General features: G+C 69.6%; 20 protein-coding genes and 1 pseudogene. 15 read left to right on the top strand and 6 right to left on the bottom strand.

The annotated features are described in order from the left end of the window. Both ACFXJL_RS23500 and ACFXJL_RS23495 read left to right on the top strand, forming a co-directional pair. Positions 1–1,083: hypothetical protein (locus tag ACFXJL_RS23500; RefSeq protein WP_384695358.1), on the top strand; the 1,083-nt coding region annotated here is incomplete at its 5' end. Next, positions 1,023–1,910: a hypothetical protein gene (locus tag ACFXJL_RS23495; protein ID WP_384695355.1), complete on the top strand. Its 888-nt coding sequence runs from the start codon at positions 1,023–1,025 to the stop codon at positions 1,908–1,910. The genes ACFXJL_RS23500 and ACFXJL_RS23495, both read left to right, overlap by 61 nt. Positions 1,911–1,960: 50 nt before the next feature. Here the strand turns inward: ACFXJL_RS23495 and ACFXJL_RS23490 are convergent, their stop codons facing one another. Continuing rightward, a complete protein-coding gene (locus tag ACFXJL_RS23490; protein ID WP_384695333.1) occupies positions 1,961–3,241 on the bottom strand; it encodes a DUF1015 family protein in 1,281 nt (426 codons plus the stop codon). A gap of 71 nt (positions 3,242–3,312) precedes the next feature. On the opposite strand from ACFXJL_RS23490, the gene ACFXJL_RS23485 reads away from it, so the two are divergent. After that, complete coding sequence (locus ACFXJL_RS23485; RefSeq protein WP_384644060.1) at positions 3,313–4,341, top strand: HAD hydrolase-like protein; 1,029 nt, start codon at positions 3,313–3,315, stop codon at positions 4,339–4,341. A 236-nt stretch (positions 4,342–4,577) separates the two neighbouring features. On the opposite strand, the gene ACFXJL_RS23480 is transcribed toward ACFXJL_RS23485, so the two are convergent. Continuing rightward, positions 4,578–5,573, bottom strand: coding sequence for an ABC transporter substrate-binding protein (locus ACFXJL_RS23480; RefSeq protein ID WP_384695330.1), 996 nt, complete (start codon positions 5,571–5,573; stop codon positions 4,578–4,580). Positions 5,574–5,725: 152 nt separating this feature from the next. On the opposite strand from ACFXJL_RS23480, the gene ACFXJL_RS23475 reads away from it, so the two are divergent. Genes ACFXJL_RS23475 through ACFXJL_RS23465 form a run of 3 tightly spaced genes read left to right on the top strand, consistent with a single transcriptional unit; the run spans position 5,726 to position 8,660 of the window. Continuing rightward, positions 5,726–6,706: an iron chelate uptake ABC transporter family permease subunit gene (locus ACFXJL_RS23475; protein ID WP_358881471.1), complete on the top strand. Its 981-nt coding sequence runs from the start codon at positions 5,726–5,728 to the stop codon at positions 6,704–6,706. Then, positions 6,703–7,797, top strand: coding sequence for a FecCD family ABC transporter permease (locus tag ACFXJL_RS23470; protein ID WP_384644054.1), 1,095 nt, complete (start codon positions 6,703–6,705; stop codon positions 7,795–7,797). The genes ACFXJL_RS23475 and ACFXJL_RS23470 overlap by 4 nt, the downstream gene beginning before the upstream one ends. A 59-nt stretch (positions 7,798–7,856) precedes the next feature. Next, positions 7,857–8,660: an ABC transporter ATP-binding protein gene (locus ACFXJL_RS23465; protein ID WP_329016714.1), complete on the top strand. Its 804-nt coding sequence runs from the start codon at positions 7,857–7,859 to the stop codon at positions 8,658–8,660. A gap of 47 nt (positions 8,661–8,707) precedes the next feature. On the opposite strand, the gene ACFXJL_RS23460 is transcribed toward ACFXJL_RS23465, so the two are convergent. Then, a complete protein-coding gene (locus ACFXJL_RS23460; RefSeq protein ID WP_358881469.1) occupies positions 8,708–9,061 on the bottom strand; it encodes an SCP2 sterol-binding domain-containing protein in 354 nt (117 codons plus the stop codon). Positions 9,062–9,103: 42 nt separating this feature from the next. Between ACFXJL_RS23460 and ACFXJL_RS23455 the strand changes: the two genes are divergently transcribed. The 5 genes from ACFXJL_RS23455 (at position 9,104) to ACFXJL_RS23435 (ending at position 14,555) form a co-directional block, all read left to right on the top strand. Further along, on the top strand, positions 9,104–9,553 hold the full coding sequence (locus ACFXJL_RS23455) for a hypothetical protein (protein WP_384695324.1): 450 nt from the start codon (positions 9,104–9,106) through the stop codon (positions 9,551–9,553). Positions 9,554–9,560: 7 nt separating this feature from the next. Further along, complete coding sequence (locus tag ACFXJL_RS23450) at positions 9,561–10,376, top strand: TlyA family RNA methyltransferase (RefSeq protein ID WP_384695322.1); 816 nt, start codon at positions 9,561–9,563, stop codon at positions 10,374–10,376. Continuing rightward, a complete protein-coding gene (locus ACFXJL_RS23445) occupies positions 10,373–11,293 on the top strand; it encodes an NAD kinase (protein ID WP_358881466.1) in 921 nt (306 codons plus the stop codon). The genes ACFXJL_RS23450 and ACFXJL_RS23445 overlap by 4 nt, the downstream gene beginning before the upstream one ends. A gap of 343 nt (positions 11,294–11,636) precedes the next feature. Next, positions 11,637–13,379: a DNA repair protein RecN gene (recN, locus tag ACFXJL_RS23440; RefSeq protein ID WP_358881465.1), complete on the top strand. Its 1,743-nt coding sequence runs from the start codon at positions 11,637–11,639 to the stop codon at positions 13,377–13,379. Positions 13,380–13,481: 102 nt separating this feature from the next. After that, positions 13,482–14,555 (top strand): glycosyltransferase family 4 protein, encoded by a 1,074-nt coding sequence (locus ACFXJL_RS23435; protein ID WP_384695318.1) that lies wholly within the window; start codon positions 13,482–13,484, stop codon positions 14,553–14,555. A gap of 75 nt (positions 14,556–14,630) precedes the next feature. Here the strand turns inward: ACFXJL_RS23435 and ACFXJL_RS23430 are convergent, their stop codons facing one another. The 3 genes from ACFXJL_RS23430 to ACFXJL_RS23420 form a co-directional block, all read right to left on the bottom strand. Next, entirely contained in the window at positions 14,631–16,268 is a 1,638-nt protein-coding gene (locus ACFXJL_RS23430) for a PucR family transcriptional regulator (RefSeq protein ID WP_358881463.1), read from the bottom strand. 138 nt (positions 16,269–16,406) lie between these two features. After that, positions 16,407–17,831: an FAD-binding oxidoreductase gene (locus ACFXJL_RS23425; protein WP_384644043.1), complete on the bottom strand. Its 1,425-nt coding sequence runs from the start codon at positions 17,829–17,831 to the stop codon at positions 16,407–16,409. 155 nt (positions 17,832–17,986) lie between these two features. After that, the gene (locus ACFXJL_RS23420; protein WP_358881479.1) at positions 17,987–19,789 is read right to left on the bottom strand and encodes a glycoside hydrolase family 15 protein; all 1,803 of its coding nucleotides are present in this window, start codon (positions 19,787–19,789) and stop codon (positions 17,987–17,989) included. Between the two features lie 475 nt (positions 19,790–20,264). On the opposite strand from ACFXJL_RS23420, the gene ACFXJL_RS23415 reads away from it, so the two are divergent. The 4 genes and pseudogenes from ACFXJL_RS23415 (at position 20,265) to ald (ending at position 26,533) form a co-directional block, all read left to right on the top strand. Continuing rightward, a complete protein-coding gene (locus tag ACFXJL_RS23415) occupies positions 20,265–21,923 on the top strand; it encodes a CTP synthase (protein ID WP_358881461.1) in 1,659 nt (552 codons plus the stop codon). Between the two features lie 82 nt (positions 21,924–22,005). Beyond that, entirely contained in the window at positions 22,006–22,650 is a 645-nt protein-coding gene (locus ACFXJL_RS23410) for an NUDIX hydrolase (protein WP_358881460.1), read from the top strand. Positions 22,651–22,883: 233 nt separating this feature from the next. Continuing rightward, positions 22,884–24,932: pseudogene (locus ACFXJL_RS23405) on the top strand (tetratricopeptide repeat protein); the annotation flags it as partial. A gap of 485 nt (positions 24,933–25,417) precedes the next feature. Next, positions 25,418–26,533: an alanine dehydrogenase gene (ald, locus tag ACFXJL_RS23400; protein WP_358881478.1), complete on the top strand. Its 1,116-nt coding sequence runs from the start codon at positions 25,418–25,420 to the stop codon at positions 26,531–26,533. The last annotated feature ends 150 nt before the right edge of the window (positions 26,534–26,683 follow it).

Below are 26,683 nucleotides of genomic sequence, written 5' to 3'. Positions count from 1 at the left end.
GTGGTAGCAGCGGTGGGTTCCGTCGGGATGATCGGCGTGATGACCGTCCCGCGTTCCGTCGTGATGACGACCGTGGCCCTCGTCGTGATGACCGCAGTGGTGGCGGTAGTGGCGGTAGCGGTGGTGGTTATCGCGGTCCTTCTGGTGATCGTGGTGGCCGGCCTACCGGTGGTGGGTTCCGTCGGGACGATGACCGTGGTCCTCGTCGTGATGACCGCAGTGGTGGTAGCAGCGGTGGGTTCCGTCGGGATGATCGGCGTGACGATCGTCCCGCGTTCCGTCGTGACGATGACCGTGGCCCTCGTCGTGATGACCGCGGTGGTAGCGGTAGTGGCGGTGGCGGTTTCCGCCGCGATGACCGTGGTGGACGACCTACCGGTGGTGGGTTCCGTCGTGATGACGACCGTGGTCCCCGTCGTGATGACCGCGGTGGTAGTGGCGGTGGCTTCCGTCGAGATGACCGCCCCAGTGGTGGGTTCCGTCGGGACGATGACCGTGGTCCTCGTCGTGATGACCGCAGTGGTGGTAGCAGCGGTGGGTTCCGTCGGGATGATCGGCGTGATGACCGTCCCGCGTTCCGTCGTGATGACGACCGTGGCCCTCGTCGTGATGACCGCGGTGGTAGCGGTAGTGGCGGTGGCGGTTTCCGCCGCGATGACCGTGGTGGACGGCCTACCGGTGGTGGGTTCCGTCGGGACGATGACCGTGGTCCTCGCCGCGATGACCGCGGTGGTAGTGGTCCGTCGGGCGCTGGTGGCGGTTTCCGTCGGGAAGATCGGCGTGACGATCGTCCCGCGTTCCGTCGTGATGACGACCGCGGCCCCCGTCGTGATGACCGCAGTGGTGGTAGCAGCGGTGGCGGTTTCCGCCGTGACGATCGGCGCGATGACCGGGGTGGGCGTTCCGGTGGAGGCGGCTACGGAAGGCGTGACGACCGTGGTGGTTCAGGGCGTCGCGATGATGGCGGTGGCTATGGCCGTCGCGATGACCGTGATCGCCCCGATCGGGAGCCGATCAAGCGTCTGCCCATCCCCGAGGACGTCACTGGCGATGAGATCGACCAGGACGTACGCCAGGAGCTGATGAGCCTGCCCAAGGGGCTGGCCGAAGAGGTCTCCAAGAACCTGGTCATGGTGGCCAAGCTGATCGATGAGGACCCTGAGCTCGCCTATGGGTACTCGAAGATCGCCCTGCGTCTGGCGTCCAGGGTGGCCGCGGTCCGTGAGGCCGCTGGATTCGCCGCGTACGCCACCCAGAGGTACACCGAAGCGCTCGCGGAGTTCCGTGCGGCGCGACGGATGACCGGTGGGGTGGAGCTGTGGCCGGTGATGGCTGACTGCGAGCGGGGTCTGGGCCGTCCCGAGCGAGCGTTGGCGATGGCCGGTGAGGCCGAGGTCCAGAAGCTCGACAAGGCGGGCCAGGTGGAGATGCGTCTCGTGGCGGCCGGTGCTCGTCGTGACATGGACCAACTTGAGGCTGCGATCGTGACCTTGCAGAGTCCCGAGCTGGCCTCCCACTCCGTACAGCCCTGGACCGCGCGGCTGCGTTACGCGTATGCCGATGCGCTTTTGGCGGCCGGTCGTGAGGGTGAGGCGCGGGAGTGGTTTGCCAAGGCGCTGGAGGCCGACAAGGACGGTGTCACCGATGCTTCGGACCGGTTGGCAGAGATGGATGGTGTGGAGTTCGTCGACGCCATCGACGTTGACGGTGACGACGGCGACCACACCGACGCCCATGACGCCGAGAGTCCTTCCGAGGCCGACGAGACGTTGACCGACGAGGACGAAGGCGATGAAGAAGACGGCGAGGACGGTGACGACGGTGAGAATGACGACGTGCCCGCGCCGGACCTGGCGGATGAGGTAGTGGACGACGTGGATGTCGCCGACGAGGGTGACGAGCGTCCGTAGCCACTGACGGAGAGAGCAAAGGGGCGGCACCTTGAGGTGCCGCCCCTTTGTCAGTTCTCGGTGAGGCGTCTGAGCACCAACCCCGTCGCGGGCTTGGGCCCGAACGACGTCGACTTGCGGGGCATCATCACGCCCTCGCGCGCCAGCTCGCGTACGACTTCCTCCTCCACCGGGTGCATCACGACCGCAGTGCTTCCGGTGCGCTCCGCCTGCTCGACCGCCGTGGCGGTCTCATGGATGTAGGAGATGTGTTCCGGTGTGTCCGGGATGCTCCAGAGGTGATCGAGGAGTGTGGAGTGGACGATGGTCGCGTCCAGCTCCCGCCAAGCGGTGGGACGGTCGTGGGGGACCGTGCGCGCGAGCAGTTCCGGTTCCGGACGGTCGACGAGGTGGAAGGCTCCGTCGCCGGCGAGCAGGAACGCATTTCCGTCCGCCGCCGCCGTCGCCAGGCTCTCCAGTGCCTCGGGGAGCGGTACCGACAGGCGTTGGACGCGGAACGAGCCGTTGAGCGCGGCCAGGGCCCGGGGGACCGGGAAACGGTGCAGCAGCCGGTGAATCGCGCGCACCTGGAGGGGGTACCGGGCCATGTCGATCAAGAGGACCAGGCCGTAGCCCCACGGCCCGGGGTCGGGATGTTCGGCGCGTAGTTTGAGGTAGGTCGCCCAGCGGTGGTGTCCGTCCGCGATGAGAGCCTGTCGCTCGGTGAGATCGGCGTGGACGGCGGCCAGGTCGGCGGGGTCGGTCACTGACCAGAGCCGGTGGCTGAAGCCGTCTTCCGTGGTGGTGGCCAGCAGAGGGGCGCGCTGCACGGTCTGCTCGATGACGGCCGTCGCGCCGGTCGCGGCCCCTGTGCCTCGGTAGGTGAGGAGCAACGGTTCCAGGTTGGCTCCCGTGGCTCGCATCAGGGCGGCACGGTCAGCAACGATGTCGGGCATCACGTCCTCGTGGGGGAGGACGGTGCCTTCCGACGGTTCGGAGAGCGCGAGGGCACCGATGACGCCGCGCTGGAGGACGTCACCCCGACGCTGTTCGTACACGTAGAGGGCGGGCTCCGGGTCCTGGGCGAGGACGCCTTCGGCTTCCCAACGGGCGAGGGTGTCGGCTGCTTGGCGGTGGCGTGCCGCGGGGGTCGTGGCCTGCGGCAGGATCAGCCGGACGATGTTGTACGGGTCCGCGGATTCCAGGTGGTGCAGCCCGTCCGGCCTGACGACGACGTCGTACGGGGGCGAGGTCACCGCCGCGAGGGAGCCGACCCGCTCGGCGACGTACCGCAGTCCGCGGAAGGGGAGCAGACGCAGACCGTCGTTGGTCGCGGGACCTTCGCTGTTCATTCGTGCATCGTATGCGTGGAGTGTGATGAGCGATGATCGGGGGAGTGACGCCGATCGAGGGGCAGAGTCGAATGAGTCAGCGGAGCAGGACCGGCCCGAGTGGCAGTGTGACGGCGCTGAGTGAGGCGTACGACACCGCTCTGTTGGACCTGGACGGTGTGGTGTACGCCGGTGGCGAGGCGATCGACCACGCGGTTGACTCGCTTCTGGTGGCGCAGCGGGGCGGGATGCGGTTGGCGTACGTGACGAACAATGCGCTGAGGCCGCCCGATGCGGTCGCGGCGCACCTTCGGGAGCTGGGGTTGTCCGCTGATGCCGATGACGTGATCAATTCGGCGCAGGCGGTTGCCCGGCTGATCTCCGAGCAGGTGCCCGCCGGCTCTCGTGTGCTGGTCATCGGTGGCGAGGGACTGCGGGTCGCGCTGCGCGAACGGGGTCTGGAGCCGGTGGATTCGGCCGATGACGACCCCGCCGCGGTGGTGCAGGGGTACGGGGGGCCCGAACTGCCCTGGGGTCGGTTCGCGGAGGCGTGCTACGCGATTGCGCGCGGTGTGCCGTGGTTCGCGTCCAACACCGATCTCACGATTCCCAGCGGGCGGGGGATCGCCCCCGGCAACGGGGCTGCGGTCGAGGTGGTGCGGATCGCCACCGGTGCGGAGCCGCAGGTGGCGGGCAAGCCATTGCCGCCCATGCACCGGGAGACGATTCTGCGGACGGGGGCGCGGAAGCCGCTGGTGGTGGGCGACCGGCTGGATACGGACATCGAAGGCGCCTTCAACGGTGCGGTGGACTCGCTCCTGGTGCTCACCGGCGTGACGGATGCCGCACAGCTGTTGGTGGCGAGGCCCGAGCACCGACCGACCTATGTGGACGCCGATCTGCGCGGGCTGCTCATCGGCCAGCCCGAAGTGTCCCCGGTCGGCGAGGCGTTCGCCTGCTCGGAATGGACCGCGGCCGTGCGGGACGGTGAACTCGTGCTGGACGGTGACGGCGATGTCCTGGACGGTCTGCGGGCGTTGTGTGCGGCGGCCTGGAGCCGGGCGGGCGACGGTGTGTTCGATGGGGAGACGGCGAAGGCGTTGACCCGGCTGGGGCTGTAGGGGCTCCGTCGTTTGGATCGGGGTCCGGTTGCGTTCGCCGTAGCCGTAGCCGTAGCCGTAGCCGGAGGCCGCGCTCTGGCCCGCGTTGGGGAACGAGGAGTTGACGCGCTGGGCGTTCGCCCTTCGTGCCATGTCCTCTCCCCGGCCCGGCTACGGGCGAACCGGGTGTCGTGCCGGGGAGAGGACATGGCAAGGGAAGAAGAGGACGAACCGAGTGAGCTGAAGCGTGGCGTCGGCTACGGAGTCAGCTTCTTCGACCGGGTGATGGCGGCGGCGAGTTGCTCCAGGACGGGCGCGAAACCGGCGTAGCTGTAACGTTCCTCCATGGACCAGGGCACGGTCTGGCCGGCCTTGATGGCGGGGAGCCCGGCCCAGGTCGGCTTCTTCAGCATGTCCGCGGCAGGCAGGGCGGTGGAACGGTTGTCGATCATGATGAGATCGGCGTGGTACTTGTCGGCGTTCTCCCAGCTGAGGAACTCCCAGAAGCCCCACTCATCGCTCTTCTTGCCCTCGATGATCTCCACCCCGAGGTCCTTGAAGTAGTTCAGGTCGCAGTAGGAGTCAGGTACGGCCGCGTACAGCTGCTCGCTGTCGCCGCTCATGGCGAGGACCTTGAGCCCGGGGTTGGCGGCTGCCGCCTTGCGCACGGCCGCCTCTGCGGCCTTGAAGCGCGCCTTGGCTTGGGTGACCTGCGCGGACTCAAGGTCACCGCCGAGGGCCTTGGCCAACTCCTCGTACCTGCGCAGTGGTTCGAGGAGGGACTTGTGGGCACCCGCGATACCGATCGAGGGCGCCACCGATTCGATCTTCTTCGCGCTCTCCTCGGGTACGAACCAGAGGGCGGGCGGCGGGAACATGTTGCTGATCAGCAGATCGGGCTGGAGCGCCGTGTACTTCTCGATGCTGAACTCGCCCCATGCCTCGCCGAGGCTCGTCGTCTTGGAGACATCGAGCTTTCCGGCCTGGGGGTTGGGCTTGCCGTTCACCGGCTTGCTCGGGCCGAAGACGCCCTTGCACTCGACTCCGTAGTCGTAGAGCGCGGCGGCAGTGCTGATGTAGGCGACGAGGTTCTGCGGCTTCTTCGCGGTTTTGACAACTTTGCCGCGGTCGTCCTTGAAGCTCCAGGAGCTGCCGCCCTTGGTCGAGGAGGACTTGTCGTCCTCTCCGCAGGCGGTGAGGAGGGCTCCGATGCCCAGCGCGCCGGCGGAGGCGAGGAGACGGCGACGAGACATGGGCGAGTGAGGCATGCGTTGACTTTCGATGGGGATGTCGGCAAGCGGGCGAATCGATTGAGAGGGTAGGCTAACCTAACCTTGTGTTGGTCGACAGTCCCCCTGACGGCGTGAAGAAGATAGCCGCGCCCGAACCACGAAATCGTCATGCCATGCGTGCCGTAGGGCTGCTCGCAGCCCTGGGCGTACTGGTGCTGGTCTGCCTTGCGAGCGTCGCCGTCGGCGCCAAACCGATTCCGATCGCCGCTGTGTGGGACGGTCTCTTCGACAGCACGGGCGGCAAGCACGGGGTGCTCATCCGCGAAGTGCGCATACCCCGGACCCTCTTGGGGCTGATCGTGGGGGTGGCGCTCGGGCTCGCCGGAGCCGTGATGCAGGCCCTCACCCGCAACCCCCTGGCCGAACCCGGACTCCTCGGTGTGAACGCGGGGGCATCCGCTGCCGTCGTCTCCGCGATCAGCTTCCTCGGTGTGACCTCGTTCACCGGCTATGTCTGGTTCGCCTTCGTCGGCGCGGCCGTGGTCTCGGTGATCGTCTACATCCTCGGCGGAAGTCGCAGCGCCACACCCGTGCGGCTCGCCCTCGCCGGAACGGCCGCCACCGCGGCCCTCTACGGGTACGTCAACGCCGTACAGCTCCTGGACTCGGCCGCGCTCGATCGACTCCGGTTCTGGACGGTCGGTTCGCTGGCCTCAGCCGATATGTCGATCATCGGCAAGGTGCTGCCGTTCATCGGCCTCGGGGCGCTGCTCGCCCTCGGGCTGGCCCGCTCGCTCAACGCGATGGAACTCGGCGATGACACCGCACGCTCGCTCGGCGCCCATCTCGGGCGCACCCGTGCCATCGCCATGTTGAGCGTCACCCTGCTGTGCGGAGCGGCGACCGCGGCCTGCGGGCCCATCATCTTCGTCGGGCTGATGATCCCGCACCTGGTCCGCGCCATCACCGGGCCGGACATGCGGTGGGTCCTCCCGTACGCGGCCGTACTCGCCCCCGTGCTCCTGTTGGGTGCCGATGTGATCGGGCGAGTCGTCACCCGCCCCGGAGAGCTCCAGGTCGGGATCGTCACCGCGGTGATCGGCGGACCCGTCTTCATCCAACTCGTCCGTCGCAAGAAGCTGGCCCAGCTATGAGCAAGGTGACAGCGGTGCCCACCGCGAAAACAACGGGCGACCCCCACCGGACCACGGGTTCGGTGAAGGCCGTGCGCACCGCGGGCGGCCTCTCCGTACGTGCCGATCCCCGGGCGATCCTGGTCGTCGTGCTGCTGCTCGTCGCCGCCTTCGGTGCGGGCGTGGTTCTGATCGGCAGCGGGGACTTCCCGATCTCGGCGGCCGATGTGATCGCCACCCTGCTGGGCAACGGCTCGGCCGCCCACGAGTTCATCATCATGGACCTGCGGCTGCCGCGGGTCATCGTCGGGCTCCTCGTCGGGGCCTGCCTGGCCCTCAGCGGCACGATCTTCCAGTCCCTCTCGCGCAACCCGTTGGGCAGCCCCGACGTCATCGGGTTCGGTCAGGGCGCCGCCGTCGGCGCGCTCGTCGTGATCGTGCTCTTCCAGGGCAGCGCCGTCGCCGTCGCCGGCGGAGCCATCATCGGTGGTCTCGCCACCGGAGTCGTGATCTACCTCCTGGCGTGGAAGCGCGGGGTCCACGGATACCGGTTGGTCCTCGTCGGCATCGGCGCCGCCGCCGTCCTGACCGCCGTCAACCACTACCTCCTCACCAAGGCGAGCCTGGTGGACGCGGCCCGCGCCGTGTTGTGGATCACCGGCTCGCTCGATGGGCGCGACTGGGAGCAGGTCTGGCCGCTGTTGGTATCGACGCTCATCCTGGTGCCGCTGGTGGCCGCGTACGCGCGTCCCCTGCGGATGCTGGAGATGGGCGACGACGCCGCCTACGCCCTCGGCGTTCCGGTGGAACGCGCCCGCCTCGTCCTGATGGGGGCGGGTGTCCTGCTGATGGCCTTCGCCACTTCCGCCGCGGGCCCCATCGCCTTCGTCGCGCTCAGCGCGCCCCAACTCGCCCGGAGGCTGACCCGCTCCCCGGGACCCAACCTCGCCGCCGCTGCGGCGATGGGTGCCGCACTGCTGCTGACCGCCGATCTGGTCGCCACCTCGGCCTTCGGTGACCGGCAACTTCCCGTGGGCGTGGTGACGGCGGTTCTGGGCGGCTGCTATCTGTTGTGGCTGCTGGTCGCCGAGCGGCGGGCGGGACGCGTATGAGTCCCGCAGACCCCGGCAGGCCCGCCCGTACAACGCATCATCGATCCAGGAGTACCACCATGCAGCGTCTCACCGCGGAGTCCGTCACCCTCGGCTATGACCAGCGGATCATCGCCGAGAACCTGTCGGTCGACATACCGGACAACTCCTTCACCGTGATCGTCGGACCCAACGCCTGCGGCAAGTCCACCCTGCTCCGCGCGCTCTCCCGGATGCTCAAGCCCAGCCAGGGCAGGGTGCTGCTGGACGGCCAGGTCATCCACTCCATGCCGGCGAAGAAGGTGGCCAAGACGCTGGGGTTGCTCCCCCAGTCCTCGATCGCCCCCGACGGGATCACCGTCGCCGATCTCGTCGCCCGTGGCCGCTACCCCCACCAGGGGCTCCTGAGGCAGTGGTCGCCCGAGGACGAACGCATCGTGCAGGAGTCGATGGAGGCCACCGGCGTCGGTGAACTGGCCGAGCGGTACGTCGACGAACTCTCCGGTGGTCAGCGCCAGCGCGTCTGGATCGCCATGGCCCTCGCCCAGCAGACCCCGCTGCTGCTCCTGGACGAGCCGACGACCTTCCTCGACATCCAGCACCAACTCGAAGTGCTCGACCTGTGCGCCGAACTCCACGAGAACCAGGGGCGCACCCTCGTCGCGGTACTCCACGACCTCAACCAGGCGGCCCGTTACGCCACCCACCTCATCGCCCTGCACAACGGCAAGGTCGTTGCCGAAGGCGCCCCGTCGGATGTCGTGACCGCCGAGTTGGTGGAGACCGTCTTCCAGGTCAGGAGTCAGGTCATCGAAGACCCCGAGTCCGGTACGCCGCTGGTGGTGCCCGTCGCCCGCAGGCGTGCGCCTGCGAAGACGCTCTGAGGCCGCCCCGGGCCGGTGCTCGGGAGTTGTTTCACCGACTGACGCCCCTAGAGCAGGGTCCTCAGCCGCAGCAGATCGCGGAACCCGGCTTCCAGGGAAACCCGGCCGGAAGCCCACGCCTTCGCGAAGTTGAGCCGTCCCTCGACCAGGGCCACGAGATCGTCACCCGTCATCGCCAATCGGATCTGGGCCTTGTCGCGCGGTGGGCCGGCCACTGTGTCCGTGACCTCGATCCGGCCGTCCTGGAGACGGCCGACGAACGTCGTGTCCAAGTCCCGGATGTGGCAGCTGAGGGAGCGGTTGAGCGCAGCCGCGCCCCGGGCGCTGCTGTCGTCATCCGCCTGCGCGAGGTTGTCACTGAGTTTTTTGAGCGCGCTGCGGCACTCTTCCGTCGTCGCCATCAGGAGCGACGGTACCGCAGCGCTTCGCGGTAGCGTCTGGGCATGAGCGACTTGATCCCGGACCCCACTGACCGCCCGCCGCGGGTGCACACCGCGGCGGGAGCAGGCGTGGGGTCGGGCGCCCATGGACCGCTCGCGGCACCCAATGGGAGCCCGCAGCCTGCGTCGCCGACCGTTCCCACCGAGACCGAGGCCGAGGCCGGGGGCGGGACCGAGGCCGAGGTCGGGACCGGGAGTGACGGTGAGACCGGGACCGGCGATCCGGCTGTGCCCGCTCCGCTCGGCATCCCCCGGGCGTCCACCGGCAACACCGCCGTGGACGCGGTCCTGCAGCGATTGGCCGACGCCGACCACCTGCCGGCGGATGGACACCTCGCGGTGTACGAGGATGTACACCGCGGTCTACGGGACACACTGACCGCACTCGACACACCACAACCGGGGCCCTTCGCACCCGGACCGCAGTCACCCCCGTACGACCACAGGAGCTGAACCGCACGTGGCAGGAGTCGCCCGCCGCCGTCTCGACGCCGAACTGGTACGCCGCAAACTCGCGCGCTCACGCGAGCACGCCAGCCAGTTGATCGCCGCAGGGCGGGTCACCGTCGGCGGCACCACCGCGACCAAACCCGCCACCCAGGTCGAGACCAGTGCCGCCGTCGTGGTGGTCGACGACGACAGCGACCCCGACTACGTCTCGCGGGGCGGCCACAAACTGGCGGGCGCCCTCGCGGCCTTCATGCCCCGGGGACTGACGGTGGAAGGACGCCGCGCGTTGGACGCCGGAGCCTCGACCGGAGGATTCACGGATGTCCTGCTGCGTACGGGCGCGGCCCATGTGGTGGCCGTCGACGTCGGGTACGGACAACTCGCCTGGTCTCTCCAGAGCGATGAGCGCGTCACGGTCAAGGACCGGACGAACGTGCGCGAACTGACCCTGGAGGCGATCGACGACACCCCGGTGGACCTGGTCGTCGGCGATCTGTCGTTCATCCCGCTCGGGCTCGTCCTGCCCGCGCTGGTCCGCTGCACCGCCCCCGGCGCCGATCTCGTCCTCATGGTCAAGCCCCAATTCGAGGTGGGCAAGGACCGGCTCGGCACCGGCGGAGTCGTCCGCAGCCCCGACCTCCGCAAGGAAACCGTGCTCGCCGTCGCCGGCCGCGCCGCCGAACTGGGCCTCGGTGTGCTCGGAGTCACCGCCAGTCCACTGCCCGGCCCCTCCGGAAACGTCGAATACTTTCTCTGGCTCCGGGCCGGCGCGCCCAGCGTCGATCCGGCCGATGTCGATCGTGCCGTGGCGGAAGGACCTCGTTGACCACAACAGCAGCAACCACCCAACGCACCGTTTTCCTGCTCGCACACACGGGGCGCCCCGCCGCCATCCGCAGTGCCGAACTCGTCGTCCAAGGGCTGCTGCGCAACGGCCTGAGCGTGCGCGTGCTCGCGGCCGAGGCCGCTGACCTGCCTCTGCCCTCCGCCGTCGAGACGGTCCCCACCGCGACCCCTGACGCCCTGGACGGTTGTGAACTGCTCATCGTCCTGGGCGGCGACGGCACCCTGCTGCGCGGTGCCGAGTTCGCCCGCGCCTCCGGGGTCCCCATGCTCGGCGTCAACCTGGGCCGGGTCGGCTTCCTCGCCGAAGCCGAACGCGACGACCTCGACCAGGTCGTCGACCGCGTCGTCAGCAGGGCGTACGAGGTCGAGGAGAGGATGACCGTCGACGTCGTCGTGCACCGCAACGGCGACATAGTGCACCGGGACTGGGCGCTCAACGAAGCCGCCGTGCAGAAGGTGTCCCCGGACCGGATTCTCGAAGTCGTGCTGGAGATCGACGGTAGACCGGTGACCGCTTTCGGTTGCGACGGCATCGTGTGCGCCACCCCGACCGGTTCGACCGCGTACGCCTTCTCCGCCGGCGGCCCGGTGGTCTGGCCCGAGGTGGAAGCGCTGCTGATGGTTCCCATCAGTGCCCATGCGCTCTTCGCCAAACCGCTCGTCACCTCACCCGACTCGGTTCTCGCGGTCGAGGTGCAGCCCCACACCCCGCACGGTGTGCTCTGGTGCGACGGGCGCCGAACCGTGGATCTGCCGCCGGGAGCCAGGGTCGAGGTGCGCCGCGGGGCGGTGCCCGTTCGGCTGGCGCGCCTTCACCACGCGTCGTTCACGGACCGTCTGGTGGCCAAGTTCGCCCTACCCGTCTCAGGCTGGCGGGGCGCACCACCCCCTCACTGACCCACTGTCCCCAGCAGCTGGGAGTCCCGAATGGTCCGCTCGTCGTCCGACGGCGCATGGACGGACACCATCGAACGGATGTGCTGGAACGGTGTGTCGTCGACCGCGATGAGTTCGAGCGGCTGAACACCTCAGCCGTGTACGGGTCCGAGGACGGGAGCGATCCGCGGCTCCCCAACCGTGCTCCCGCTGTCATGACCCGTTCGTCTGGGCGCGTGCTCGACATGGATCGGAGCGCAATCGGGGCATATAGGGACGCACCAGAGGTCGGACATCCCTCGTACACGGTCCTGGTGGGCGATGTCGGGTGGGTCCGCGTCGCGCCCCCGGGACGAAACCTCGTATGGTCGTGTCCGTGTTGGAGGAGATGAGGATACGGTCGCTCGGGGTCATCGACGACGCTGTCGTCGAGCTGTCGCCCGGCTTCACCGCGGTGACCGGTGAGACAGGCGCGGGCAAGACCATGGTCGTCACCAGCCTCGGGCTGCTGCTCGGCGGACGGGCGGACCCCGCACTGGTGCGGCTCGGTGCCAAGTCCGCTGTCGTGGAGGGACGCATCGGGGTGCGCCCCGGCGGGGCCGCGGCACTGCGTGCGGAGGAAGCCGGCGCCGAACTCGACGAGGGCACCCTCCTCATCAGCAGGACCGTGTCGGCCGAGGGGCGCTCCCGCGCCCACATCGGCGGCCGTTCCGTGCCCGTCGGCGTCCTGGCCGAACTCGCCGACGAACTCGTCGCCGTCCACGGCCAGACCGATCAGCAGGGACTGCTCCGTCCGTCCCGGCAGCGTGAGGCGCTCGACCGTTACGCGGGTGCCGCGGTCAGCGAGCCCCTCGCCCAGTACTCCACCGCCTACCGCCGACTGCGCGCCCTCTCCACCGAGCTCGACGAACTGACCACCCGTGCCCGTGAGCGGGCCCAGGAAGCGGATCTGCTGCGCTTCGGGTTGGACGAGATCGCCTCGGTCGAGCCCCGTGCCGGCGAGGACCGCGAGCTCGCCACCGAGGCCGAACGGCTGGGACACGCCGAAGCGCTCGCCTCGGCGGCCACCGTCGCGCACACCGCACTCGTGGGTAACCCCGAAGACCCCGAGGGTGTCGACGCCACCACCCTCGTCGCCGGCGCCGGGCGGGCCCTGGACGCCGTGCGCTCCCACGATCCGGCGCTCGCCGGGCTCGCCGACCGGATCGGCGAGATCTCGATCCTGCTCAGCGATGTCGCGGGCGAACTCGCCGGGTACGCCGACCGGCTGGACGCCGATCCCCGAAGGCTGGCCGCAGTCGAGGAGCGCAGGGCCACACTGACCGCGCTCACCCGTAAGTACGGCGAGAACATCGACCGCGTACTGACCTGGGCCGAGGAGGGGGCGGCCCGGCTGACGGAACTCGACGGCGACGACGACCGGATCGGCGAACTCACCGTCGAGCGCGATCTGGTGCGCGCCGAACTCTCCGGGCTCGCCCAGGCGTTGACCGACGCCCGCACCAAGGCCGCCGCCACCTTCGCCGACGCCGTCACGGCCGAACTGGCGTCGCTGGCCATGCCCCACGCCAGGGTGTCCTTCGCGATCCGGCAGAGCGAGACCGAGGGCGGCATCGAGGTGAGCGGTCGTACGGTGGCGTACGGCCCGCACGGCGCGGACGAGGTGGAACTGCTGCTCGCACCGCACCCGGGCGCGCCACCGCGGCCCATCGCCAAGGGGGCGTCCGGTGGTGAACTGTCGCGCGTCATGCTCGCCGTTGAAGTCGTCTTCGCCGGAACCGACCCCGTTCCGACCTATCTCTTCGACGAGGTCGACGCCGGTGTCGGGGGCAAGGCGGCGGTCGAGATCGGCCGGCGGCTGGCCAAGCTCGCGAAGACGGCGCAGGTCGTCGTCGTCACCCACCTGCCGCAGGTCGCGGCTTTCGCGGACCGTCAACTGCTGGTGGAGAAGACTCACGACGGTTCCGTCACCCGAAGCGGAGTGACGGTCCTGGAAGGGGAGGACCGGGTCCGTGAACTCTCCCGGATGCTGGCGGGCCAGGAGGACTCACAGACCGCCCGGGCCCATGCCGAGGAACTGTTGGCGGCAGCGCGCGGTGAGTCATAGGCCGCTCCATTCACCCATGTGAGTGATCCCGTACCCACGAAGCCGCACTCCGCGTAGAGAGACGGTGCCGGAACGTGCGTACGGGCTGGCATTCTTGGGCAAGTGACACAGCTGCGTACGGTCCAGGTGTTGGGCGGCGGCAGCGCGGGCAGCAGCGCGCACGTCCGATCACTGGCCGCGGGGCTGGTGGCTCGGGGTGTGCAGGTGACCGTGTGCGCCCCGGCCGAACTGAACCACCTCTACGACTTCCCCGGTACCGGGGTCCACTTCGCGTCGCTGCCCCGGCGCGCCGCTCCGACGACCGTCGGCGCGCTCCGCGAGATCTTCGCCGAAGCCGATCTGGTGCACGCCCACGGGCTGCACGCGGCCACCCGTGCGGCGCTGGCCCTGCATGGGCGACCCGTGCCGCTCGTCGTCACCTGGCACACCCGTGGCCAGCACGGCGGCGCCCGCGGACATATGCTGCGGCTGATGGAACGCAAGGCGGCCCGGGCGGCGGCCGTCGTGCTGGGCACGTGCTCCGAACTCGTGGACCGGGCCCGTCACCACGGCGCTCGCGACGCCCGGCTCGCTCCCGCCTCACTGCCCGCCCCGCGCGGCTGCTCCTGTGCGGCCGAGGGACGCGCCAGGGCGGAGCTTGGGGTCGCCGATCGGCCGTTGATCATGGCGGTGGGCAGTCTGGACCCTCATCGCGGATACGAGACGCTGTTGGACGCGGCCCGTCTCTGGCAGGACTTGGACCCGGTGCCCCTGGTTGTGATCGCGGGGGAGGGGCCGCAGCGGGAGCCCCTTCAGCAGCGCATCGAGGCGGAGGCCCTGCCCGTTCGGCTGGTGGGCCGCAGGGACGACATCAGTGACCTCCTTGCAGCGGCGGACATCGCCGTTCTGCCCAGTCGGTGGGAGGCCCGCTCCGTCCTCGCCCAGGAGGCACTGCGGCTGGGAGTGCCCCTGGTGGCCACGGCCGTCGGCGGGGTGCCCGAACTCGTGGGGGACGCCGCCGAACTCATTCCCTACGGCGATGCGCCGGCGCTCGCGGACGCGGTGACCCGACTGCTGATGGATGCGACGCGCCGCGGGGAACTGGCCAGGGCGGGCCGGGTGCAGGCGTCGACTTGGCAGACCGAGGACGAAACGGTGGCGCAGGTGCTGAGCGTGTACGACGAGTTGCTCTCCTGAGCCCGGCGCTGCCCCGGCCGGTGAGCCGACGGGGCCACCGGTGAGGTGGGGCAGCGTCAGGGGCAACCCGCCGTGTCACCCCGCGTGACGACGGGCCCGCAGGGCGAGCCCCAGTGCCAGGACCGTCTGCGGGTCGTCCAGGTCCGTACCCAGGAGTTCGGAGATGCGGGCCAGACGGTTGTAGAGCGTCTGACGGTTCAGATGCAGTTCGCGCGCCGTCTCGGCCTTGCGCCCCGCATGGGCCAGATAGCTCTCCAGAGTGGGGAGCAGGGGCGGACGCGAGGTGGCGTCATGGTCCCGCAAGGGGCCGATGGTGCGTTCCACGAAGGCGGCGAGGTCGGGGTGGTCCCGCAGCCGCCACAGGAGCAGGTCCGTGTCGAGGCGGCGGGCGTCGTACCAGGGACGGTCGGTGAGGCCCTGTGCGGCGGTCGCGGTCTCGGCGGCGTGGCGCAGTCCGGCGGAGGCGGCGGCCCAGCCACCGGCGACGCCGACGACCACGACGGGCGGATGTGCTCCCGCACGCTCCAGCCCGGCCCGTTCCACACCCGCTCGCAGGGCGGTCGCCACCCGGTCGGCGACGAGGGACCGCTCGGACGGCGTCCTCAGCGCCACGAGCAACGGGACCCGTCCTTCGATGGGGCGTACCCCGAGCAGTACGGGGACCCCGACCGCCGACAGTTCCTCCAGCACCGCCCGGGCGAGCAGTGCCCAGTTTCCGGACGGTGCGAGGTCCGAGGCCATGCGCATGACGACGGGCATCAGGGCGCTGTCGCCCGGCTTGAAGCCGAGGACCCTCGCCTGGGCCGGGGCTGCGTCGGCGGAGATCCGCCCTTCCGCGAGGTCGGTGAGGAAGTCGCCGCGCCCGCGGGCGGCCAACTCCTCCTCCTGTTTGGCCTGCATCAGGACGACGGCAAGCAGTCCGGCCGCCCGCTCGGCGGCCATGCGGTGCACGGTCAGCAGGGGTGAGCCGACGGCGGGCAGGACCAGTCGGGCGCGTACGGCAGCGGCGCCCTGTCCGCCGCCGGGCACGTCCACCACGACGGTTCCGGCGGGCGGCGACTCACGGGCAGCCCGCTGACCGCGCACCCCTTCCCAGACCTGGAGCGGGTCCGCGCCGCTCGGTCCCGTGCCGGGGCCGGCCGCGTAGAGCAACTGCCCGTCCGGGGTCTCCAGGAAGATGGGGTTGGTGGTGAAGTCGGCGAGGATCCGCAGGACCTGGGGGACCCCGCCGCCACCGAGGAGCACCTCGGTACAGCGCCGGTGCACCTCTTCGGCGCGGCGGAGCAGGGCGTAGTGCCCGTTGACGATCTCGGTGTGGATCTCCTCGGTGACGGTGACGAACGGGACTTCCCGGTGCAGTTGGACCAGGGGCAGTCCGGCCGCGCGTGCGGTGTCGACGATCGCCGAGGGGAGTCTGCTGAAGCGGGGGCCGAGTTCCACCACGAGCGCGGCGATCCTGCGTTCGGCCAGTTGGCGCACGAAGGCGCGCTGTTCTGCGGGGCGGGTGCCGATGCCGATGCCGGTGGTGAGCAGGAGTTCACCGCCCTTGAGGAGCGAGGCGATGTTGGGGACCTCGCCCGTGTGCACCCAGCGCACGGTGCGCTGGAGCCGTTCCGCTCCGGCGACGATCTCCGGCAGCCCGGAGCGCAGCCCGGGCAGTTCAAGCGCCCGTCGCACGGTGATGCCGCCCTGGGGCTCGCCTTGGGTCTCCACAGATGTGCCGCCTCGTTGCTTCCTCGGTCCGTACGGGTCTTCCCCATCGGCTTCGGACGCTACCCGGGCGGGGGCATTCCCGTACAACCCGGGCCCCACCGCCCGGCCAGGGCCAGGCGGTGATGAGGTCGGACGGGCTCAGGCGGCGACAGCGGAGGGTGACGCCGTCGGCTTGATGTTGTGATTGAGCCGGAAGATGTTGTCCGGGTCGTAGGCGGCCTTGACCGCGACCAGTCGCCGGTAGTTCTCCTCACCGAAGGAGGCCACGACCCGCTCCTGACCCTCGTACCCGATGAAGTTCAGATAGACCGATCCGGCCGACCAGGGTTCCATCTCGCCGCGGACACCGCGGACCCATCGGCGAGTGCGGTCGTCGTCCGACGCGTCCTCCCAGACGCCGAAGGGGTGCACCGCCCAGGGCGAGGTGCGCCAGGGCACCGGGTAGTCGCCGACCTCGTCGGAGGTGTCCGGGCCACGGGCGACCGCGCCACCCATCGGGAACATGATGTGCTGCGACCCCGTCGGTACGGGCATGGCGCCGGCCAGCTCGCAGAAGGTGGCGATGGCGTCGTCGGGGAAGCCGCCCAGGTACTCGGCCGACCAGTAGTTCCGCATCCCCGGGGGATCGTCCAGCATGCACTGGAGATCGGCGTAGGGGATGTCGGAGATGACCTCGCTCTCGTGCGGGAGCGCGATCAGAGGTGCTGCGAGTTCACGGATCTCGGCCTCCGGGCCGGTGTGCGTGACGAGGACCCCGCAGACCAGAGAACCCACCAGGTCCTCGGGCACGAACGGCTCGGGCGGTCCGGTCAGGTAGATCACGGCGCCGCCGATGGAATCGGGCGCGGTGTCCACGAAGTCGCGGAAGGCGCGGACGGCCTCGGGCCCGTCCTCGGGGAGGAAGAGCAGCAGGGCCATGGAGAACGCGGGCAGGGGATGCAGGGCGAGGGTGAGCGAGGTGGCCACGCCGAAGTTCCCGCCCCCGCCGTGGAGGGCCCAGAAGAGTTCGGGGTGTTCGTCGGCACTGGCGTGGACGGTGCGGCCGTCGGCCGTCACCACCTCGGCGGCGAGCAGGTTGTCGCAGGCGAGCCCGAACTTCCGCTCCAGCCAGCCCGATCCGCCACCGAGGGTGAAGCCCCCGACACCGGTGGTGGACGCCCGGCCGCCGGTGGTCGCGAGTCGGTGGGGCTGGGTGGCGCGGTCCAGCTGGCTCATGGTGGCGCCGCCGCCGATCCGGGCGGTGAGTGCCTCGGGGTCGACGCTCACGTCGTGGAGGTTGCGCAGGTCGATGACCAGTCCGCCGTCGTTGCTGGCCATTCCGGCGACGCTGTGGCCGCCGCCGCGCACCGCGATGGCCAGATCGTGATTGCGACCGAACCGGACGGCGTGGGACACGTCGGTCGGATCGTGGCACTGGGCGATGACGGCGGGATGCCGATCGATCATTCCGTTGAAGACGGTGCGGGCCTCGTCGTACCCGGTGTCGCCGGGGATGATGACCTCGCCTGTCAGTTGCTGGCGAAGACTTCTGAGCGATGCCTCCGCCACGCCTTGGGGCGCCATGGTGTGCCCCCTTCCGAGGGCGCTACGAGACCTTTCCATCGTAAGCCCGAAGGGCGGGGACCGATCGGTTGAACGGTCCCCGCCCGGGGTCGGTCGGCGGTGCCAGCCCCTGCCAGCGGCCTGCCGGCGGACTGCTTGACGGACTCAGGGGGATGTCAGCCCCCGTACGCTCCGGAGGCCGTCAGCCGCAGTGCCGTGTCGATCAGCGGGACATGGCTGAACGCCTGTGGGAAGTTCCCGACCTGCCGCTGGTGCTTGGAGTCCCATTCCTCGGCGAGGAGGCCGAGGTCGTTGCGGAGGGAGAGGAGCTTCTCGAAGAGCTTGCGCGCCTCGTCGACCCTTCCGATCATCGCGAGGTCGTCCGCGAGCCAGAAGGAGCAGGCGAGGAACGCGCCCTCGTCACCCGCGAGACCGTCGACGCCGGCGTCCGCGCCCGCGGTCGGGTAGCGCAGCACGAAGCCGTCCTCCGTGGACAACTCGCGCTGGATGGCCTCGATGGTGCCGATGACCCGCTTGTCGTCGGGCGGCAGGAAGCCCATCTGCGGGATGAGGAGCAGCGAGGCGTCCAGTTCCTTGGAACCGTAGGACTGCGTGAACGTGTTGCGTTCGGGGTCGTACCCCTTCTCGCAGACATCGCGGTGGATGTCCTCGCGCAGCTGCCTCCACCGTTCCACCGGCCCGTCCGCGTCGCCCGACTCGATCAGCTTGATCGTCCGGTCGACGGCGACCCACGCCATCACCTTGGAGTGCACGAAGTGGCGCCGCGGTCCGCGGACCTCCCAGATGCCCTCGTCCGGCTCCGTCCAGTGGTCCTCCAGGTACTGGATCAGCTTGAGCTGGAGCAGCGAGGCGTAGTCATTGCGCGCCAGACCCGTCATATGGGCCAGGTGCAGTGCCTCGGTGACCTCTCCGTAGACGTCGAGCTGGAGCTGATGGGCGGCTCCGTTGCCGACGCGTACCGGGGTGGAGTTCTCATACCCGGGCAGCCAGTCCAGTTCGGCTTCACCGAGCTCGCGCTCGCCGGCGATGCCGTACATGATCTGGAGGTTCTCCGGGTCGCCCGCGACCGCGCGCAGCAGCCATTCGCGCCACGCCCTCGCCTCCTCCCGGTATCCGGTGCGCAGCAGCGAGGACAGCGTGATCGCCGCGTCCCGGAGCCAGGTGTACCGGTAGTCCCAGTTCCGTACGCCGCCGATCTCCTCGGGCAGGGAGGTGGTCGGGGCGGCGACGATCCCGCCGGTCGGCGCGTAGGTCAGCGCCTTGAGCGTGATCAGCGAACGGACGACGGCCTCGCGGTAGGGGCCGTGGTACGTGCAGTGCTCCACCCATTCGTGCCAGAAGTCCGCGGTCGCCGTCAGCGACGCCTCGGGCTCCGGGAGCGCGGGCGGGGTGCGGTGCGAGGGCTGCCAGCTGATGGTGAAGGCCACCCGCTCGCCCGGTCCGACGGTGAAGTCGGAGTAGGTCGTCAGATCCTCTCCGTAGGTCTCCCTGTCGGTGTCCAACCAGACCGAGTCCGGTCCGGCCACCGCGACGGTGCGCCCGTCGACCTTGTGCACCCAGGGGGTGATCCGGCCGTAGCTGAAGCGCATCCGCAGGGCCGAACGCATCTTGACCCGTCCGCTGACGCCCTCCACGATCCTGATCAGCTGGGGCGCGCCGTCGCGAGGCGGCATGAAGTCGATCACGCGGACCGTGCCGCGCGGGGTGTCCCACTCCGATTCCAGGATCAGGGAGTCACCGCGATAGCGGCGCCGGTCGGCGGCCGGTGGTTCCTCGTTCTTGGAGTGGGCCGGGCCCAGTCTCCAAAAGCCGTGTTCCTCGGTCCCGAGGAGTCCGGCAAAAACAGCGTGCGAGTCGAAACGGGGCAGGCACAGCCAGTCGGCAGTGCCGTCCCGGCAGACCAGCGCAGCTGTCTGCATGTCCCCGATGAGTGCGTAATCCTCGATGCGCCCGGCCACGTGCATCTCCAGTCGAACGGCCACGTCCGCCCCGTGGGGCGCTTGCTGCTGCGGTCAAGGGTGGTTGACGAGCAGAAGGCTTACGGGTTGACGTGCGGGATGTCGCTTGTGGCCTGTCCCACGTCGCCCACTGCCGCCCTGCTCGATGCGCTTAGCGCGCCCTTTTGCATCGCTCGGCAGAGCGAGTGTCCGAGCAGGATACGACGCACCGAAGAGGTCCGCGTGGCGATCTCGACAACGCGACTACGCCGAACGGGTGAGCCATGGGTGATCCTCTGTTGAGGGAGGTGCGCAAGTGGGTGCGCGTGGCCGGAAGCAGTCTCCCGCGGTCGCTGATACCCTGGTACCCCGTGGACCGGTGGCCGGCCTGTGCAACATCAGGAGCCCCGCAACCGCAGCGACGGCACTCCCCAGAACAGCACGGGACGCCGGTACGCACACTTCACCTCGCGACCACGGGAGCCCCCTCTTGGCGATGCCGACACGATCCTTGTCATCCGTGACGACCAAGCACATCTTCGTCACCGGGGGTGTCGCCTCCTCCCTCGGCAAGGGCCTCACGGCCTCCAGCCTGGGCGCGCTGCTGAAGGCGCGGGGACTGCGGGTCACCATGCAGAAGCTCGACCCCTATCTGAACGTCGACCCCGGAACGATGAACCCGTTCCAGCACGGTGAGGTGTTCGTCACCAACGACGGCGCCGAGACCGACCTCGACATCGGCCACTACGAGCGCTTCCTCGACGTCGATCTCGATGGCTCGGCCAACGTCACCACCGGCCAGGTCTACTCCCAGGTGATCGCCAAGGAGCGGCGCGGCGAATACCTCGGCGACACCGTCCAGGTCATCCCGCACATCACCAACGAGATCAAGCACCGCATCCGTCGGATGGCGACCGACGACGTCGACGTCGTGATCACCGAGGTCGGTGGCACGGTGGGCGATATCGAGTCACTGCCGTTCCTGGAGACCGTCCGTCAGGTCCGCCACGAGGTCGGCCGGGACAACGTCTTCGTCGTCCACATCTCCCTGCTGCCCTACATCGGTCCGTCCGGTGAGCTGAAGACCAAGCCCACGCAGCACTCCGTCGCCGCGCTGCGCAACATCGGTATCCAGCCAGATGCGATCGTGCTGCGCGCGGACCGTGAGGTGCCGATCGCCATCAAGCGCAAGATCTCGCTGATGTGCGACGTGGACGAGGCGGCGGTCATCGCCTGCCCCGACGCTCCCTCCATCTATGACATCCCCAAGGTCATCCACACCGAGGGCCTCGACGCCTATGTGGTCCGCAAGCTCGACCTGCCCTTCCGCGACGTGGACTGGACGACCTGGGCCGATCTGCTGGACCGGGTGCACAACCCCGACCACGAGGTCAAGATCGCCCTGGTCGGCAAGTACATCGACCTGCCCGACGCCTATCTCTCGGTGACCGAGGCACTGCGCGCCGGAGGCTTCGCCAACAAGGCCCGCGTCAAGGTCAAGTGGGTCCCGTCCGACGAGTGCAAGACCCCGGCCGGTGCCAAGGGCCAACTGTCCGACGTGGACGGGATCTGCATCCCCGGTGGGTTCGGCGACCGCGGCGTCAGCGGCAAGGTCGGCGCCATCCAGTACGCCCGTGAGAACAAGATCCCGCTGCTCGGGCTCTGCCTGGGTCTCCAGTGCATCGTCATCGAGGCCGCCCGCAACCTCGCGGAGATCCCCGACGCCAACTCCACCGAGTTCGAACCGACGACCGCTCACCCGGTGATCTCCACCATGGAGGAGCAGTTGGCCTATGTGGAGGGCGCGGGCGACCTCGGCGGCACCATGCGGCTCGGCCTCTATCCGGCCAAGCTCGCCGAAGGCTCGATCGTCCGGGAGGTCTACGACGGCCAGCCCTACGTCGAGGAGCGCCACCGCCACCGCTACGAGGTGAACAACGCCTACCGCGCAGAACTGGAGAAGAAGGCGGGCATCGTCTTCTCCGGGACCAGCCCGGACAACAAGCTGGTCGAGTACGTCGAGTACCCGCGCGAGACGCATCCCTATCTGGTCGCCACCCAGGCCCATCCGGAGCTGCGGTCCCGTCCGACCCGTCCGCACCCGCTCTTCGCCGGTCTGGTGAAGGCCGCTGTGGAGCGTCAGTCGGGCGAGTAGAGCACAGGCATTACCGTTGACCGGGGTGGAGATCCCTATGAGATCTCCACCCCGGTTTCCGTTTGCGGGAGGGCAAAGACACATGCACAGCGCCGACAGCGCCAGGAGCATCGAGGACACCGCCGAGGAATGGCAGGTGACCGCGACCGAGGTCCCGTTCCAGGGCAAGAAGACCAGCGTCCGCACCGACGAGGTGGTCATGCCCGACGGCTCGGTCGTCCGCCGGGACTACCAGGTGCATCCCGGGTCGGTCGCCGTCCTCGCCCTCGACGCCGAGGACCGGGTCGTGGTGCTGCGCCAGTACCGGCACCCCGTGCGGCAACGGCTGTGGGAGATCCCGGCCGGACTGCTCGACGTGCCAGGGGAGAACCCGCTGCACGCCGCACAGCGCGAGCTCTACGAAGAGGCGTACATCAAGGCCGAGCAGTGGTGGGTGCTGACCGACGTGTACACGACCCCCGGCGGTTGTGACGAAGCCGTCCGGATCTTCCTCGCCCGTGATCTGTCGGAGGCCGAGGGCCAGCGCTTCGAGGTCAGCGAGGAGGAGGCGGACATGGAGCTCGCCCGGGTGCCGCTCCCGGAGCTGGTGAGCGGTGCGCTCGCCGGTCGGTTGCACAACAACTGCCTGGTGGTGGGGGTGCTGGCGGTCGCCGCAGCGCTGTCGGCGGGACTGGACACGCTCCGCCCGGCCGACGCCCCCTGGCCGGCGCGCCCCTTCGACGCCTGACCCGACCGGGGCTCTTCGCTGCGAGTCCGCTCCCGTACCTGTACGGGAGCAGACGTCCGATGATCGGATAGTGCGGTGAGATCTTTAATCCGATCAGGTGATCTGTCGGACATGTGCGCCACGGTTCGTCGCAGAGAGTGAACTACGCTCGGAAGGTCCGTACGGATGACCCTACGGGCTTGACTCGTACGCGAACGGGGACCCGTTCGCGGACTGGGACGGGAGCGTGGCCCGTGACGGATCAGGCGGTGGACTCGGCTGGCCGGGCCGGCGCGTCTCCGGGACGGTTCTTCGGTAGGCAAAGGGAATTGAAGACCCTTCAGTCCGACGTCGAACGAGCCGGGTTGGACACCATCGCCGGCCGCAAGGCGGCCAGGGCCCGGGTCCTCCTGGTCGCCGGGCAGTCGGGTTCCGGTCGTACGGCGCTGGCCGAACAGTTCATCGCCCGGATCACGGACGACTACCCCGGTGGGGTGCTGCGCGCTCGGCTCACCGAATCCGATGGGCGTCACGTACCCACCGACGAGACCTCCCGAGAACTGCTCGACTGCCTCGGCGTGGCCGCCCCGCCCGGCGCGGACGAGGACGAACTCAGCGAGATGGTGCGCGCCGCCCTCACCGGACGGCGCGCCGTCCTGCTCCTCGACAACGCGGTCGACGCCGAGCAGGTCGACCCCCTCCTGCCGGACGACCCGGAATGCCTGGTCGTCGCCGTCTCCGGTGGCCCTTTGACGGGCATTCCCGGAGTGCGCCCCTGCACCCTCGGCGGCATGGATCCCAAAGCGGCGATCGAACTGCTCGCTACCTTCACCGGTTCCGTACGCATCACCGTCGACCCGCAGGCCGCCGAGTCCATCGCCGAGGAGTGCGGAGGGCTGCCCGCGGCGCTGGTGCTCGTGGGCGGCTGGCTGGCGGCACGCCCCAAGACCTCCGTCGCGGATGCGCTACGCCAACTGCGAGCCCTTCCCGAGATCGAGTCGGGTGGTGTATCCCCCACCCATCTACGTCCTCTGACCAGGGCCTTTCACCTCGTGTACGCATCGCTGCCCAGCGGTGCGGCACGAACCCTGCGGTTGCTCGCCCTCGCCCCCGCCGGCCTTGCGGACGCCCACACCGCATCGGCGCTCGGGGGCTGCTCGGTTCCCGAGGCCCAGTCCGCCCTGGACGGTTTCACCGCGCTCGGTCTGCTGAACCCCGAAGGCGTCCACTACCGCGTCCCGGCCGCGCTGCACCCCCTGCTGCTGGCCCTGACGGAGAGTGCGGACAACCCCGCCGAGGTGCAGTTGGCCCGGGCCCGGATGTTGGAGCGCACGGTGCGACTCCTCCAGTCCTGCCGGGGCGCGGCAGAACCGGAAGGGTCGCCACCGAGGCAGGCCCTCGCCTCCCTGCCCCGGGCGCTTCGCTTCCCGGACGTCCCCACCGCGGGCCGATGGCTGCGGCAGCGGCAGCCGGTCCTGATGGCCGCCGCCCGGGTCGCGGTCGCCGACGGCGAGCTGGACACGCTGGCCCGACGACTGGTCGCCGCGCTGGTGCGGGCGCTCGCCGTGCACCACGGCACCGAGGTCGCGGCCCCCGAGCTCTATCAGTTGCACCGGCTGGTGCTCGATGTCGCCGAGCGGCGGGGCCTGCACCGCGAGGAGGCCGCCGCCCTGCTCAACCTGGCCGATCTCGATGCGCGCACCGGCCGCACCCGGGAGGCACTCACTCGCTACCGGGAGGCGCTCGACGCGGGACGGGCAGCCGGTGACCCCTATGCCACCGGCCGTGCGATGGAGTCGGTGGGCGGCGCCTACCAAGAGCTGGGGGACTGGCACCGCGCAGCCGACTGGTACGGAAGGGCCCTGATCCAACGGCAGGCCAGGGGCGAGCGCGCCGACGAGGCTCGGATCTACGGGCGGTTGGGCACCGTGCACACCTATGCGGGGCGGTACGGGGAGGCATTGCGCAGCTGGCGCGCTGCCGTCGCCGGCCATCGCAAGACGGGCGATCTGCCCGCGCATGCCCGGGCACTGAGCGAGGTGGCCCGGGTGCAGGAGTACGCGGGACGGCCGCAGGAGTCGTTGCAGACCTGCCAGGAGGCGGTCGAGTGGGCGCGTCGGGCCGGCGACGACCGGCTTCAGGCCGCGCTCCAACTGCGCTTGGCGGACACGTTGGAACGACTCGGTGACCCGGCCGCCGCCCGGCTGCACCGCCTCACCGCGGAGCGGCTGCTCCAGCGACCCGCGGAGGAGTACGGGGAGGAGGACGAGTACGAGGAGCTGCGCGGGGAGGGCGACGAGGAAGTGGTGGCAGAGGAGGCGAACGGGCGATCGCGCGCCGATGGGGAGGGCGGGCGTCCGTCCCCGTCGCGTCCCGATCACCAACGAGGAGCAGAGACCGACCTCGGGGGCGCCGTGACGGACGGGGCCCGGGAGCGGGGAGGGAGTCGTGTGAGCGAGACCACAGTGGCGGGTGGTGTCGACCACCGCGGTTCAGATGCCGATTCCGCGGGCGCGGCACGACGTGCAGGTGGAGGGCGGGGCCAGCAGCGGGAGTCGGGCCGCGAGCGGAGCGAAGCGAGGGGCAGTCAACGGCCACAGGGGGAAGGAACCTACGAAATCCGTAGTCGCGCGGCCAAGGATTAATGCTTTGTAAGGCTAGACAGCAACAAATCCTTCATTAAACTGGCTCCATCGCGTCCTGTCGCGGTGATTCCTGTGCGCGCCAATGCGTCCGGGTATGTATGGCAGTGCCCCTGAAATCCCCTGAGCCAAGGACCGTGATCGACGTGAAGGTCGGTATCCCCCGCGAGGTCAAGAACAACGAGTTCCGGGTGGCGATCACCCCCGCCGGTGTGCACGAGCTGGTGCGCCACGGCCATCAGGTCGTCATCGAGCAGCACGCCGGTCTCGGTTCCTCGATCACGGACGAAGAGTTCATCGCAGCCGGTGCGCAGATCCTCCCCACCGCCGACGAGGTGTGGGCCGCCGCCGACCTGCTGCTGAAGGTCAAGGAGCCGATCGCCGAGGAGTACCACCGCCTCCGCAAGGGCCAGACCGTCTTCACCTACCTCCACCTGGCCGCCTCGCGTGAGTGCACGGACGCCCTCCTGGAGTCCGGCACCACCGCCATCGCCTACGAGACGGTCGAGACCCTGAACCGGCAGCTCCCGCTGCTCGCCCCGATGTCCGAGGTCGCGGGTCGACTCGCTCCGCAGGTCGGCGCGTACCACCTGATGCGTTCGGCCGGTGGCCGCGGTGTGCTGCCCGGTGGTGTGCCCGGCACCCACGCCGGCAAGGCCGTCGTCATCGGCGGTGGCGTCTCCGGCTGGAACGCCACGCAGATAGCGGTCGGCATGGGCTTCCACGTCACCCTGCTCGACCGTGACATCAACAAGCTCCGCGAGGCGGACAAGATCTTCGGCACCCAGGTGCAGACGGTCGTCTCCAACTCCTACGAACTGGAGAAGGCCGTCGTCGAGGCCGACCTCGTCATCGGTGCCGTTCTGATCCCCGGAGCCAAGGCGCCCAAGCTGGTCACCAATGAGTTGGTCGCCAAGATGAAGCCCGGAAGTGTTCTTGTCGACATTGCGATCGACCAGGGCGGCTGCTTCGAGGACTCGCACCCCACCACGCACGCCGACCCGACCTTCATGGTTCACAACTCGGTCTTCTACTGCGTGGCCAACATGCCCGGTGCGGTGCCCCACACCTCCACGTACGCCCTCACCAACGCCACGCTGCCCTACATCGTCGAGCTCGCCAATCGCGGTTGGGTCGACGCCCTGCGCCGTGACCCGGCGCTCGCCCTGGGGCTGAACACCCACGATGGCCAGGTCGTTTACGGTCCGGTCGCGGAAGCGCACGGGCTGCCCAGGGTCGACCTCGGTGCTCTCATCGGCTGACAGCGGGCCGACGGTCAACGGACACCGTCAACATGGCGCCACCGGCCGGATCTTGCAGTGCAAGGTCCGGCCGGACGTGTGTCCGGCGTTGGGCCACAACCGCTCAACTCGCCTTGAACGTAACTCTTTAACCGTTTCGCCCACCCCTGA

Origin of the sequence: Streptomyces sp. NPDC059256 (assembly GCF_042753785.1) — a bacterium.
Classification (GTDB): domain Bacteria; phylum Actinomycetota; class Actinomycetes; order Streptomycetales; family Streptomycetaceae; genus Streptomyces.
This window is presented reverse-complemented; position numbering and strand designations above follow the sequence as displayed.

Coding starts and splice junctions, on each gene's coding strand:
- ACFXJL_RS23490 (WP_384695333.1), bottom strand. CDS start 3,241: ATGAACAGCGAAGGTCCCGCGACCAACGACGGTCTGCGTCTGCTCCCC.
- ACFXJL_RS23485 (WP_384644060.1), top strand. CDS start 3,313: ATGAGTCAGCGGAGCAGGACCGGCCCGAGTGGCAGTGTGACGGCGCTG.
- ACFXJL_RS23480 (WP_384695330.1), bottom strand. CDS start 5,573: ATGTCTCGTCGCCGTCTCCTCGCCTCCGCCGGCGCGCTGGGCATCGGA.
- ACFXJL_RS23475 (WP_358881471.1), top strand. CDS start 5,726: ATGCGTGCCGTAGGGCTGCTCGCAGCCCTGGGCGTACTGGTGCTGGTC.
- ACFXJL_RS23470 (WP_384644054.1), top strand. CDS start 6,703: ATGAGCAAGGTGACAGCGGTGCCCACCGCGAAAACAACGGGCGACCCC.
- ACFXJL_RS23465 (WP_329016714.1), top strand. CDS start 7,857: ATGCAGCGTCTCACCGCGGAGTCCGTCACCCTCGGCTATGACCAGCGG.
- ACFXJL_RS23460 (WP_358881469.1), bottom strand. CDS start 9,061: ATGGCGACGACGGAAGAGTGCCGCAGCGCGCTCAAAAAACTCAGTGAC.
- ACFXJL_RS23455 (WP_384695324.1), top strand. CDS start 9,104: ATGAGCGACTTGATCCCGGACCCCACTGACCGCCCGCCGCGGGTGCAC.
- recN (WP_358881465.1), top strand. CDS start 11,637: ATGGTCGTGTCCGTGTTGGAGGAGATGAGGATACGGTCGCTCGGGGTC.
- ACFXJL_RS23425 (WP_384644043.1), bottom strand. CDS start 17,831: ATGGCGCCCCAAGGCGTGGCGGAGGCATCGCTCAGAAGTCTTCGCCAG.
- ACFXJL_RS23415 (WP_358881461.1), top strand. CDS start 20,265: ATGCCGACACGATCCTTGTCATCCGTGACGACCAAGCACATCTTCGTC.
- ACFXJL_RS23410 (WP_358881460.1), top strand. CDS start 22,006: ATGCACAGCGCCGACAGCGCCAGGAGCATCGAGGACACCGCCGAGGAA.